The 12,650-nt window shown below is 59.2% G+C and carries 11 protein-coding genes; 7 read left to right on the top strand and 4 right to left on the bottom strand.

The genetic code is table 11. The annotated features are described in order from the left end of the window. Positions 1-175: 175 nt before the first annotated feature. Complete coding sequence (locus tag FJ398_06250; GenBank protein ID MBM3837552.1) at positions 176-1,627, bottom strand: sodium:solute symporter family protein; 1,452 nt, start codon at positions 1,625-1,627, stop codon at positions 176-178. A gap of 349 nt (positions 1,628-1,976) precedes the next feature. Between FJ398_06250 and FJ398_06255 the strand changes: the two genes are divergently transcribed. The 4 genes from FJ398_06255 (at position 1,977) to FJ398_06270 (ending at position 6,266) form a co-directional block, all read left to right on the top strand. Beyond that, complete coding sequence (locus tag FJ398_06255; protein ID MBM3837553.1) at positions 1,977-2,606, top strand: LysM peptidoglycan-binding domain-containing protein; 630 nt, start codon at positions 1,977-1,979, stop codon at positions 2,604-2,606. Positions 2,607-2,815: 209 nt separating this feature from the next. Continuing rightward, positions 2,816-4,531 carry a sigma-54-dependent Fis family transcriptional regulator gene (locus FJ398_06260; protein ID MBM3837554.1) on the top strand — a complete coding sequence of 572 codons (1,716 nt, stop codon included), beginning with the start codon at positions 2,816-2,818 and terminating at the stop codon, positions 4,529-4,531. Next, on the top strand, positions 4,455-5,093 hold the full coding sequence (locus FJ398_06265) for a hypothetical protein (protein ID MBM3837555.1): 639 nt from the start codon (positions 4,455-4,457) through the stop codon (positions 5,091-5,093). Before FJ398_06260 ends, FJ398_06265 begins: the two co-directional genes overlap by 77 nt. A gap of 795 nt (positions 5,094-5,888) precedes the next feature. Then, positions 5,889-6,266 (top strand): glyoxalase, encoded by a 378-nt coding sequence (locus tag FJ398_06270; GenBank protein ID MBM3837556.1) that lies wholly within the window; start codon positions 5,889-5,891, stop codon positions 6,264-6,266. Between the two features lie 128 nt (positions 6,267-6,394). On the opposite strand, the gene FJ398_06275 is transcribed toward FJ398_06270, so the two are convergent. The 3 genes from FJ398_06275 to rfbA are packed head-to-tail and all read right to left on the bottom strand — an operon-like array spanning position 6,395 to position 9,428. Further along, the gene (locus FJ398_06275) at positions 6,395-7,525 is read right to left on the bottom strand and encodes a DegT/DnrJ/EryC1/StrS family aminotransferase (GenBank protein MBM3837557.1); all 1,131 of its coding nucleotides are present in this window, start codon (positions 7,523-7,525) and stop codon (positions 6,395-6,397) included. Between the two features lie 36 nt (positions 7,526-7,561). Continuing rightward, positions 7,562-8,512, bottom strand: a complete 951-nt coding sequence (locus FJ398_06280) for a sugar nucleotide-binding protein (GenBank protein ID MBM3837558.1) — start codon at positions 8,510-8,512, stop codon at positions 7,562-7,564. 31 nt (positions 8,513-8,543) lie between these two features. Beyond that, entirely contained in the window at positions 8,544-9,428 is an 885-nt protein-coding gene (gene rfbA, locus FJ398_06285; protein ID MBM3837559.1) for a glucose-1-phosphate thymidylyltransferase RfbA, read from the bottom strand. A 291-nt stretch (positions 9,429-9,719) separates the two neighbouring features. Here rfbA and FJ398_06290 point away from each other — a divergent pair, with 291 nt between their 5' ends. The 3 genes from FJ398_06290 to FJ398_06300 all read left to right on the top strand — a co-directional run bounded on the left by FJ398_06290 (position 9,720) and on the right by FJ398_06300 (position 12,099). Further along, entirely contained in the window at positions 9,720-9,947 is a 228-nt protein-coding gene (locus FJ398_06290; protein ID MBM3837560.1) for a hypothetical protein, read from the top strand. 263 nt (positions 9,948-10,210) lie between these two features. Then, on the top strand, positions 10,211-11,230 hold the full coding sequence (locus FJ398_06295; GenBank protein MBM3837561.1) for a hypothetical protein: 1,020 nt from the start codon (positions 10,211-10,213) through the stop codon (positions 11,228-11,230). Between the two features lie 236 nt (positions 11,231-11,466). After that, on the top strand, positions 11,467-12,099 hold the full coding sequence (locus tag FJ398_06300) for a response regulator transcription factor (GenBank protein MBM3837562.1): 633 nt from the start codon (positions 11,467-11,469) through the stop codon (positions 12,097-12,099). Positions 12,100-12,650: the final 551 nt, after the last annotated feature.

Genomic DNA, 12,650 nt, shown 5'->3' on the forward strand with positions numbered 1-12,650 from the left:
TCAGGCTCAATTTGGCCCGTTCACGCCGGCGGTCCTTTGTCGTTTCGTTCGCGCAGGTCCCGGCGCAGTTTCACGATTTCTCGTCCGCCTTTCGCCCCCACGTAAAACAGCAGCGCCGCAAACCAGGCAATCGATCCGAAGATCATTGCCGTCCAGAAGAAAACAAAAAAGTAGGTCATGAGGAAGCCCTGGCCACGGCGCGGGAGGAACCCAGCCAGGAACCGGCGAACATCCCGAGAAACGCCAGCGCAAAGGAAGAGGCCCCGGCAATTTCAGGAGCGATTTGATGCGCCGCATCGACCCGCGCATTGACGATCAGGAAGGTCAGCGGCCCGATCGCGCCCAGGACCAGCGCCGCGCACGCGCCGTATCGATTCGCCCGAGGCCAGTACAACGCGGCCACCAGCAACGTGAACACGCTCGCCAGATAGATGTTCCCCGTGACCGCCAGATAATCCCAGACGTTCCCTTTCAGTTCGTAGAGCAATCCGTAGAAAACCAGAAACACGCCGATCGCGCAGACCAGAAGCCGCGTCAACAGCAGCCGTGTGCGCGGCGCTGGAGGTTTCTTGAAGCACGGCATCAACAAGTCGTTGTAGATCACCGTGGCCCAGGTCAACAGGTAGCCGCTGTCCGTGGACATCTCCGCCGCCAGCATCGCGGCGATCACCAGGCCGAGAATCCCGGCGGGCAGAATCGCCGCCAGGTAAGCGGGCATGGCCGTGCGGCTGTCCAGACCGGAAGCCAGGCCGCCGTGACTGGCGAAATACGCAAACGCGGCCGCGCCAAACAGCACCGGCAGAGCGAATCGACCCACGAAATAAAAGGAAGCGCGGCGGTACATGCTCTTGGCGGTTTCCTCATTTTTGGCGCAGAGCACGCGGGTGATCTGCGTTTGCCAGGTCGTGACCACGGCCACTTGAAAGAGCGCCTGCCACAGCAGATAGCCCCAGCCCAGGCTGGTCGGGTGAAACGGATTGAACGGATGCGACGCCAGCCTGGCGCCATCCGCTCTCGTGCCGTCCCAACTCATCCAGAGTTGCCCCATGAGCGTGTTCCAGCCAATGTCGCGAATGACAAGCATCGAGGTGATCACCAGGCCGACGCTCATGATCAAGAACTGAAGATAATCCGTCACCAAAACCGAAAGCATCCCGCCGAGCACGGTGTAAAGCAGCACGATCGCCAGCAGGCCAATCATAATCAGTTCGAGCCAGTACACCGGCAACCCGGTGACGTGGACCAGGAATTCGCCGCCCACGCGCAGAAAAACGCCCATGTTCAGCACGCCGCCCAACACGACAAACAAGCCGGCCAGCCAGCGCACCTGCGTTCCGAATCGCTGCTGAAACAATTCCGGGATGGTCATGACGCCGGAGCGCCGAAGCGGACCGATGACAAATCCGGTGCGGCCCACGAAATACATCGCGCCGGCCATCAACACGCCGACGGTCGCTCCCGCGAAGCCTTTTTCGTAGCCCAGTTGAGCGGTGTACATCACGGTGACCAGGCCCAACTCGGTGGCGGCGAGCGAGGCGATCCCCAGGTTCAGATCCATCTCGCGTCCGGCGACCGCAAAGTCTTCCACGCCCCGCACGAAGCGCCGCATCCAAAGCCCGGCGCCCATGCACACAAGCAGATAAAGACCGACGATGAGGATGTCGATTAGAGACAAAGTCACGGCGATTTAGGACGTTGTCGCCATTGGTTGTTGGCCGCGTTTGCTGCGGCCTTCTTTTGACACGAATTACACGAATTTTCACGAATTAATTCTCTCCCTTCTCAAATCCGGGCCAAATCAACGTCGGTGGGGCGACGCTCCCGCGGAGTCTGTCCGCGACTCCTGTCCTTGCCCAATTCTACCCGCCTTAATTCGTGCTAATTCGTGCAATTCGTATCGTCCGCCCAGGTCCGCCCAGTTCAAATCCCTTGTTCGCACTTGCGCCTTGGTAGGGCGGCTTCTATTTTTTCGTTTTATGAGACTTTTCCGATTCCTGCTTCTTGCAACCGCCGTGTTGATTTCCAGCCGATCGCTGGCGCAAAACTCAGCCGCTGAAGCCGCGCTGGAGCGCAAAGCGAACGAGGAACGTTTCGCTCAACTCAATGCCAGAGTCGCATCCATGATAGAAACGGAGGGGGTTCTGCGGTCGAAAATCCAGGAATTGGAACAAAGTGTGGCCTCGCTGAGCCGGGAGATCAGGCGGTTGAAGGACGACAACGCCCACTCGAACACCCGCCTGGTCACGCGCGAAGAATTCAACACGCTCGTGGAAAAACTGAAGGAGATCGACAAGAAACGGGAAGAGGACAACCGATTGATCGTCAACAGCATCAACACCCTCAAGGATATTGCCAAGGTTCCGGCGCCGACTCCTTCGCGTCCCAAGCCCTCCACAGACCATACGGAGGCGCTGGAAACTGTCGATTACAAGATCAAGGAGGGCGATCTGCTCTACAAGATTATCGCGGCCTACAACGACGAATATGCCAGGCAGGGTCGAGGGCGGATCACTCTCGAGCAAGTCAAAGAAGCGAACCCGGAATTGAATCCCAACCGGATTATTCCCGGCAGAGTGATTCGAATTCCAGTCCCGCCCAAGAAATGACCGGCTCCAGGCGAACCGGATGGTATGCCCTCAGTTGAGGGTGGGGCGGGGCTCCCGCCGAGCCAATGCCATCGAAGAAAGGCTCCGCAGGAGCGTCGCCCCACCGTCGGTAACTGAGGGTTACTCCGGGCCAAATCTCCCGGTTGATTCTCCCCTGGCTTCGGAGTTATGGTGTCCTGGCGTGGACCTGGACCGATGGCTTATCAAGCATGCAAAACTCGGATTTGACAGGTTTTAGCATCGTCATCATCGAGGACGATTCGCTGCTCCGGAAACAAATCACGGCGTATCTGGAGCGCCTCGGCGCGGATGTCACCGGCGTCGATTCCATTCAACGGGCCCGGAAAGTCATCGCGGACCTGAGCTTCGACTTCGCGTTGCTGGACGTGAATTTGCCGGACGGTTTGGGGATCGATTTGCTCCGGGAGAAATGCTTTTCCAGTTACACGGGCGTCATCGTCATGACGGCAGAAGGCCGCATTGAGGGCGCAATCGAAGCCATCCGCCTGGGCGCCCTGGAATACCTGGTCAAGCCTTTCGATCCCGCGCAATTGCCGCTGGTCATCAACCGCGCGCGCCGTGCGAAACAAACCGAGCGCCTGACCGAACACCGCCGGAGCGACGTCACTTCAGGCGGCATTTCGTTCTTCTTCGGCTCGTCGCTGGCTTCGCTCCAATCGCAATTGGAGAAGATTCTCGCTGCCGACCGGCGCCTGGAAAGCAACCTTCCCCCGGTCCTCATCGAGGGCGAGACCGGCACGGGGAAAACGACGATCGCGCGGTGGATTCACCACCAGGGTCCGCGCGCCGGCCAGCCGTTAGTCGAAGTCAACTGCTCGGCGTTGCCGGAGACTTTGGCCGAGTCCGAGCTGTTTGGACACGAGCGCGGAGCTTTCACAGATGCACGAACTGCGCGCATGGGCCTTTTCGAAGCCGCGAACGGTGGAACGCTGTTCCTGGACGAATTGCCCAGCTTGTCGTTGCCGCTCCAGGCCAAGGTTCTCAAGACGATTGAAGACCACAAGATTCGGCGCGTCGGAGGGCATAAAGAAATCGCCATTGACGCCCGCGTGATCGCCGCTACCAACCGCGACTTAAAATCGATCGTCGCCAGCGGCCAATTCCGGGAGGACTTGTATCACCGGCTGGATTTGTTCCGGGTTTACATTCCGCCTTTGCGCGAGCGCGGGGACGATATCCTGGAACTGACGGAGAAGCTGCTCGACCAGTTGTCGGCCCGTCATCGCCTGCCGCGCAAACCGATCCATGCGCAAGGCCGGAAGAGTTTGCAGGCTCAACCCTGGCCCGGCAACGTCCGTGAACTGGCGCACGAACTGGAACGGGCCATTGTCTTTGAAGAAGGCGAGGAACTGAAGTTTGAGCACCTCGGCACAACCGCGCCTGAAAAACCGGCCACGCTTGCGGTTGCGGATGACTGGCTTAATCCGGCGTTTCAATTCCCGCCGGAGGGTTTTTCCATGGAGGAAGCGATCAACCGGCTCATCCAGCGGGCTCTCAAACAGACCTCGAACAACGTTTCGGCCGCGGCGCGCTTGCTCGGGGTTTCAAGAGACTACATTCGCTACCGGCTTTCGGGGCAAAAAACCAGCAGCCTCCGTTGGGGACTTAAACCCAGTTGCCGTCTGCGAGAGATGGACTTGGGAGACTCTCACCGGAAAACAGTGGCTCGTGCTCCAGCGTTGTTTCGAGCCATCTCGCGTCTGGGAAACAGGTTAAGATGCGCCTGTGGCCTTGGCACGTTCTCTGCCGCGGAATTGACGAGACGCAAAAGCGGAATTACGGCGTTTTGTATTTTTGTAGCTATGCACCAACCAACAACAATGACCTATGAAACTAACCAAAACTCTTGCGCTCGTCTCGGGGGTAAGTCTGCTCCTGGTCGCGCTCGCGGCCCACGCGGCTGACACCGCCAAGCCCGGCGAGTTGGATCGATCCAAGAAGCCGGCCACCGCGACCCAGCCTGCGACCCCGGCGAAGACCCTCACGCCGACGACGCCTGGGGTGCCCGCGAGGAAACCCGAAACGTCGCCCACCACACCTATAACGCTCGGAAACACCGTCGATCCCAAGTTGATCGAATCGACGATCGACAAGGCTTTGACGGTTAATCGGAACCAGAAACCTGCCCGACCGGATCACAAGGACAAATCCGAACGGTCCGGTCCCTCGGACGACGTCAAAAGGCTCATGGATTTGTTCAAGGAAACTCGCAACGAATTCCTGGAGCAGGAAAAGGAGTTGAAGCAGAAATACACGGCGGCGAGCAAAGTAGACCGCGAAAAACTCCGCGATCTGATCAAGGAAAAGCGCCAGGCGTTTCTCGATCGCCAAAAGGAACTGCGAGACGAGCTTCACAAACGCACGCAAGACGTCCGAGATCAGCTTAAAGACCATCGCGAAGTCATCGACGCCGCCAAAGATCAGGCCAAGGACGAAGTCAATCGCCGCAAAGGCGGTCGCGACTGAGACGATGGTTTAGAACGTAGCTGCTGGTTAGAAACCCGTTCAACGCCAGCAGTCACACCGCCAGGCAGCCAGAGGTTGTCTGGCGTTTTTGTTTCATGAGCGCGCGCCCCAGCGAGCGTTTTCATGCGCGATTCACTCGAACAAGCTCGCGAACGGTGAAAACCTCAAATTTCTAAGTCCCTTGGAAGAAATGCTGAACCAAGGAGTGAAATGTCTCAACCGCTCGGTCGCTCGCCGGTAACTGCGAAGACTGCTGGAGCAGCCAAATACGCAGATGCTCGAAATGCGATCCAGGGAAGCGTTGGCAAGCTTACCAATACACCCGCTACCGATGTCGAGGGAGGCTGCGCGCGCTGGGAACAAAAGCGCTTGGAACCATAGAAATCTGACGTGTCATGATTCACCATAGACCTGCCATTGCTCGTCGCGCGGCAAGCTGTTGAACCCTTCCAAGACAGATTGGGCTTTCGTGCTCATGCTTTGAACCATATCCGCCCCGCATGAAAACGACAAGCACCCCCATCGGGAATGTCGGGAATCTTCCCTTCGATGAGGACTCGCCCACGGTCAAGGAGGCACTGATGCCGCAAGCCGAATCGAACGCCGCTTCGCGATGTCCGGACAAACGTGCGACTGGAACCGAGTCGTGGCGCTACCGGGCGATCTCACAAATTCGTGTCACATTCTTCGTCTGCGTCTATCTGCGGTTCAACTGCGGAGTTTTGGTTGAAACTGGCGCACGGCAAGATTGTTTGGTTAGACTTTCCCAAAACGAACCGAACCGAAATTCCTCCCATGAAACACTACGAATTGAACCACGTCGCGATTCACGTGCAGGACGTCGAGAAAAGCTGTGAATTTTACCGGAGCGTGCTGATGCTGGAGCCGATTCCCCGTCCGGCCTTCACCTTCCCCGGCGCGTGGTTCCGGCTGGGAACGATTCAAGAACTCCACTTGATCGGAAACCGCACCGAGCCAGTGTTTGCGGGAAACCGCAGCAACCACTTCGCTTTGCGCGTCGATGATCTGACGCCCTGGGAACAACACTTCCAACGGATTGGCGTGTCGTATTTGCCTCGGCGCACGCGGCCCGACGGCGCGCTGCAAATGTACGTCAAAGACCCAGACGGCCATGTCATTGAGTTGTTCACGCCGCCGGGCGGGGCGGAGTAACGGCGTGGCGGGGGGCGGAGGGAGTGGTGGAGTGATGGAGTATTGGAGTATTGGCTTTCAGCCTGAAGCCGGGTGGTGTAATCCGAGTAAGCTCGAATTCACGCGAATTCACCCACTCCATCACTCCATTACTCCATCACTCCATTACTCCGTGCTTTGAAGAATTCCCGAATCACCGCAGCCACGCGTTCAACCTGCGCCTCAGTCAATTCCGGGTAAATGGGGAGGCAAAGGCACTCGCGCGCGGCTTTCTCGGCTGCGGGGAAATCTCCGGCTTTGTGGCCAAGCGCGGCGTAACACTTCTGCAGGTGCAAGGGCAAGGGATAATGAAGCGAATACCCGGTGCGGTTCGCTTCGAGATGCTTTTTCAAATCGTCGCGGCGCGGATGCCGAATCGCGTAGAGATGATACACGCTTTGCGCGTAGCCGGCCTCGCGCGGCAATTTCAGAGGCGTGCCGCTCAGCGATTCGTGGTAGCAATGCGCAATCCGGCGGCGGGCGGCGTTCCATCGCGCCAGATGCTTCAACTTGACTCCGAGAACCGCGCCTTGAATGCCTTCCATCCGGTAATTGAACCCCACCTCGTCGTGGAAATAGCGGGCCGTCGAACCGTGATCGCGCAAGGAACGGGCGCGCGCCGCGAGGGTCGGGTCGTCGGTGACCAGAGCGCCGCCCTCCCCGCACGCGCCGAGGTTTTTCGCCGGATAAAAACTGAAGGCGGCGAGCGAACCGAAAATCCCGACCGTTTTTCCCCGATAAGTCGCGCCGTGCGCCTGAGCCGCGTCCTCGATTAATTTCAGGTTGTGCTTCCGGCAGATCTGCAGGAGCGGATCGAGATCGCACGGATGGCCGTAAAGATGGACCGGCAAGATTGCTTTCGTGCGAGGCGTGATCGCTTTCTCCACCCGGCCTGGATCCAGATTGAACGTCGCATCGTCGATATCGACATAGACCGGACGCGCGCCCACGTAAGAAATGGCCCAGCTCGTCGCCGCAAACGTGAACGGCGTTGTGATGACTTCGTCCCCGGCGCCGATGTTCGATAGAATCATCGCGATGTGCAGCGCTGACGTTCCGCTGTTGAGTGCAATCGCGTGGCTGGCCCCGCAAAATCGGGCGAAATCCTGCTCGAACTGGACGACTTCCGGCCCCAGACAAAACGCGTTCTGATCCAGCACGCGCGCAATCGCGGCGTCGATTTCCTCGCGCAGCGGCCGCATCTGCGCGCTCAAGTCAAGATACGGAATAGCGTCGTCCATCAGCTTATGGTGCCCCACTTAGGAACCCAGGCAACATCAGCTTTCTGCCTTCCAGTTCCTCAGCGCGTGCTCCAGCGCTTCTTCAACCGGTCGCATCTTCACGCCGGCCCCCAGCAGCTTCCGTGTGTCCATAACGCAGTTGGACCGCGGGGTCCGGGCCGCGAACTGATAGAACTCCTCGTCGCTCGCCCAGAACTCGAAGGAGCGATTGGGCTGAAGGATCTGCTGAATCATCTCCACCACGCGCCGGGTCGTCGTGAAACCCGGATTCGTCACGTTGTACGTCCCGAACGGCGCGCGCAGTTTCCATAAATCCAGGCACGCGTGGACGAAGTCCGCGCGGTGCGAAATGGAGTTTGTGTTGTCATAGACCTTTTTGTAGCGCTGCACCTTGCTCAGGTAGTTTCGGGCATTGTCAAACTCGTCGAACGGGATGCGCAACCGCCAGATGTAACACTGGCCCACGCCGGCGATCGCTTCCTCGGCCAACGCTTTGGTGCCGCTGTAAAAGCTGCATGGCGGATTCCGGAATGTGAAGTTGGTTTCGTCGGTTTCGGAGAAACCCTGGACGGACTCCGGATGCTGTTCGACGCGCGAGCGCACCTCGGGCCGGATCAAGTCCTTTTCCACTGCCAGCGACGTTCCGTGTTTTAATTTCGCGCCGTCATAGATGCACCCGGACGACACGTGTCCCCACGGGATCCCCGTGGCGGCGCAAGCGTGCGCGATCGTTTGCGGAAGGAGCGTGTTCCCCGCGAGCGTGTCGGCGCGGGCTGTCTCGCAGGCATCGACGTTGGGTTTGCCCGTGTAGCCTGCGGCGTTGATGAGGAAACTCGGCTTTTGCGTCCTCAGGAAATTCAACAGCGTCTCGAACTGCGTGTAATCCACTTCTTTTCGCGAAAGTCCGATGAAGGGAAGGCCGCGCTGCGTGAGGCTCCGTGCGAAAGCTCGGCCGATATAGCCGGTCGCGCCTAACAAAACGATCATAAGGTTCAGGAAAGATGACTTGAGGATTGAATCAACGCCCCTCCGCCAGCCGTCTGGCTTCGGCAACAACTTCGTTCAAGTATTCCCGGTATTCACAATTCGGCATCCGGTCGGTCAACGCCGCGAGTTGATCCAGCGAAAGAAACCCGCGGAGAAACGCCGCTTCTTCCGGGCAACCGATCTTGATCCCTTGCCGTTTCTCGATGGTCTGCACAAATGCCGAAGCTTCGTGCAAACTGCTGCTGGTGCCGGCGTCCAGCCAGGCGAAGCCGCGGCTCAACCGATAAACCCGCAACTGCCCGCGCTGGAGATATTCCACGTTCACGTCGGTGATTTCGAGTTCGCCCCGCGCGGAGGGTTTCAAGGCTTTGGCCACCGCCACGACGTGATTGTCGTAGAGATAGAGGCCCGGCACCGCGTAATTGCTCTTGGGCTGCCTGGGTTTCTCCTCGATGGAGATCGCATGACCGTCGGCATCGAATTCCACCACGCCGTATCGTTCCGGGTCGTGGACGTGGCAGCCAAAGACGCAGGCGCCTTTGCGGAAATCCACGAACGCCTGGCGGAATTCGTTCCCGCCGTAGAAAATGTTGTCGCCCAGGATCAGCACCACCGAGCTGTCGCCGATAAACGAATCGGCAATCAGAAACGCCTGCGCGATGCCGCCCGGCCGCGGTTGCTCGCGATACTCAATGGACAAGCCCCACGCGGCGCCGTCGCCGAGCAACTGGCGGTATCGCGGGAGGTCGTGCGGCGTCGAGATCAGGCACAACTCGCGAACGCCGTTTTCGATCAGCGTGGTCAACGGATAATAGACCATCGGCTTGTCGTACACGGGCTGGAGTTGTTTGCTCGCCACCTGCGTCAGCGGATACAACCGCGAGCCGGCGCCCCCGGCCAGGATAATGCCTTTCATTGCGCGGAATCCTAAGAAGCCTGGGAACGTCAGAAAAGCCAAATGCGAGGCTTCCCATGAACCTCACGGTAGGGCGAGCCTGTCCCCAGCGAGCCGGTCTGGACGTGCTCCACTCACATCGAGCGGCTCGCCGGGACGGACTCGCCTTACCGGGTTCATTGGCCATGAGCAGGTCCGATAGGCACAGGGAGCTTTCCGTGGGGATTCCCAACGGTTCATCAGCCGTGTACAGACCCGAAAGGAACATGGCGCTTTCCATGTCAGGTTCAATTCATTATTCTCCTCGGTGTCATGAACACGGAGCGCATTCGTAAAAGGCTGATCAACGGGTTTCGTCCTTTCGCCATTCACCTGTCCAGCGGCCGCAAATTCGTGGTGCCGTATCCGGAGTTCATTATGGTCGGCAAAAGCGTCGTTGCAGTCCTGGGGAACGACGATTCCGTGACCACGATCGACGCGCTCCACATCGTGGCTGTCGAGGATTTGCCTCGTAAACACCGGAAGCCAACAAAGTCCTGATTGCCCACAGTGGCCTGTGTTTGGGTTGGAATGGCAAGCCTGAATAAGCCTGGTTTTCTCGTGTCCGCTTTGCCTCTCGCTTCCTGTCTCCTGGTGTGTCTGAGTTGCGCGGTCCACGCTGGCGGAACACTGAGAGAATTCTTCGATCGAAACTCGCACATTGCACCCCTGAATCCGGTAGGGACGCGTTCCACCGCGTTCCACCGCGTCCCTGATATTGTTTTTCGATCGTGGAGTAAAGTCAGGGACGGAGTGGTCCGCGTTTGGCGAAGCGGACGTCTTTTCTGGGGAAACTGATCGCGGGGCTTGGGAAAGCCCATCCGTCCGTACCCGGTTCGTGGGGAGGAGGCCTCACGCTCTCACCCGGTTCGAGTCCTGGAACGCTCCCCGGCCGCAGCCAGACCTGGGAAGGCGGCGGCAATTACGTCTGGGAAATCAACCATGCCGCCGGCACCGCAGGCGCTGATCCCGGCTGGGACTGGATCAACATCTCCGGCACACTCAGCATCCACTCGACTCCCTCCAACAAATTCAACATCAAGCTGACCACGCTCGCTCCGGACAACTCGGAGGGCGAAATGCATAATTTCAGCAAGCGCAGGAGTTACACCTGGACAATCGCCACGGCCAGCAGCGGAATATTCGGGTTCTCCGCTGATGCCTTCAACCTGGATGTGTCGGCATTCCGAAATTCGATGGACGGCGGCGCTTTCGGGATCGAGATCGCGGGCCACGATCTCAACGTGACGTTTTCGCCACGGCCTTCGCCGCAGGCGCGTTGGTGGGGCGAGTTGATGGTGAACCGCTGGATTCAGGCGGGCCTCGGTTTGGGCGGCCTGACCGTCGTCTTCAGCCTTTTCCTCTGGCGTATGCGCACACTTCGCCGCATTCACGCGCTCGAACGGGAAAATGCCTTGAACCAGCAGCGCCACCAGATCGCCCGAGACCTCCATGACGAAATCGGCACCCGGCTCACTCAGATTGCCCGCCTCTGCGAAACGGACCAACGAAGCGAGGCCTTGCACAACATCTTGAAACATGCCGAAGCCAGCCTCGTGGAAATGCGTGTGCGTGTGTCAGGAAGCGCCGTCGAACTTGGCATTCAGGACGACGGAAAAGGATTCGCGTCCGCGACCCTCAAGTCCAACGGCAACGGGTTGGCCAATATGCGCCAGCGTGTGGCGGAATTGGGCGGAACCTTCGCGCTGGAATCCGAACCTGGCCACGGCACGCATCTGCGCGTGAGCGTGCCTTTGCCGCCGGCTCATGCACGCGTCCCATGAACCCCATCGCCGGTAGGGCGAGTCCGTCCCGGCGAGCCGCTCGACGTGCGTGGAACACATCCGACTCGGCTCGCTGGGGACAGGCTCGCCCTACCGCAGGCGAGCGTTGAAGCGGCCGCGCCCATCCGCGCTATCCGCGGTTAAACCGCCAGTCGTACTTTCATCTGATTGCTTTGCCTTCTCAATTGGGCCACCATGCGTGCGCCTTGAGCAGCATCAATCCAGAGCCACATGCCATCGGCCTGGCCTTTGTGGAGGACCACGCCGAGGAACGCGCCCGTCTGATCAAGCTCATCAAAAACTCTCCCGGCCTTGAACTCGTGGCGGCCTGCGCAAGCGCTGAGGAAGCCCTGGCGATAATCCCTCCCCTGCGCCCGGAGGTCATCATCTTGGATATTCAACTGCCCGGTCTTTCGGGCATTGATTGTGCCGCCCGGCTCGCGGCCACCTTGCCTTCGGCGCAAATCATGATGCTGACGGTGATCGAGGATCACGAACGGCTTTTCCAGGCCCTGGCCGCCGGCGCATCCGGCTACTTGCTCAAGAAAACGCCGGGAACCAAAATCCTCGAAGCCATTCGGGAGTTGCATCAGGGCGGCGCGCCGATGTCCGGGCAAATCGCCCGGCAAGTCGTGGCGTTCTTTCAACCGCGCAAGACGGAGTATTCTGAAGCCGTCCGGCTTTCGCCCACCGAGGACACCATCCTCCGCTGCCTTGCCCAGGGACTTCTCTACAAAGAAATCGGCCAGCGGCTTGGCGTCCAGATGAGCACGGTGCGCACGCACATCTGGCACATCTACCGCAAACTCCACGCGCGCAACCGGACCGAAGCTGTGCGGAAGGCGTTTCCCAATGGCCTGCCGCCGTAGGGCAGACGCTCAAAGCGTGTTTCGAAAATGCCTCTTGGGTGGAACAGGCCACTGGCCTGTTGTGGCAGGCTACCAGCCGGCTACCAGCCTGCCGCCATCTTCGGCGGCAGGTTGCCGCCGAAAACGGGCTGGTAGCCCGTTCCACCCATTTCAAAATACGCCCTATACGCCCTCAGTTGATTTCCCAATCCGTTTCCGCTACACGTAGCGTATGGAAACAACAGTGAGCGGCCATGAAACCGCAATTTGGAGCCGCACAATCCAGCCTGAGAAAGGCGGCGTCACAATCAGCGGGGTGATCAGTGGCAGTGGTAACCTGGCTATCTCTGGGTCTGACGGTCCCACGCTTTCAGGCAACAATACTTATTCAGGCTCTACTTCCGTTGGTAATGACCAGAACCTGACCGTTGGCCACGCCAATGCCTTAGAGCGTGTCCGAAAATTGCGCGGGGTCCTGCGGCGAGGGATTTTGGCTGTGGCCAAGGCGGCGAGGTCCGAGCATCCCCAACGCGGGCTGTAAGGACCGAGCCAACGCAGGCCACGGACAAAAG

The organism is Verrucomicrobiota bacterium (assembly GCA_016871535.1).
Taxonomy (GTDB): Bacteria; Verrucomicrobiota; Verrucomicrobiia; order Limisphaerales; family SIBE01; genus VHCZ01.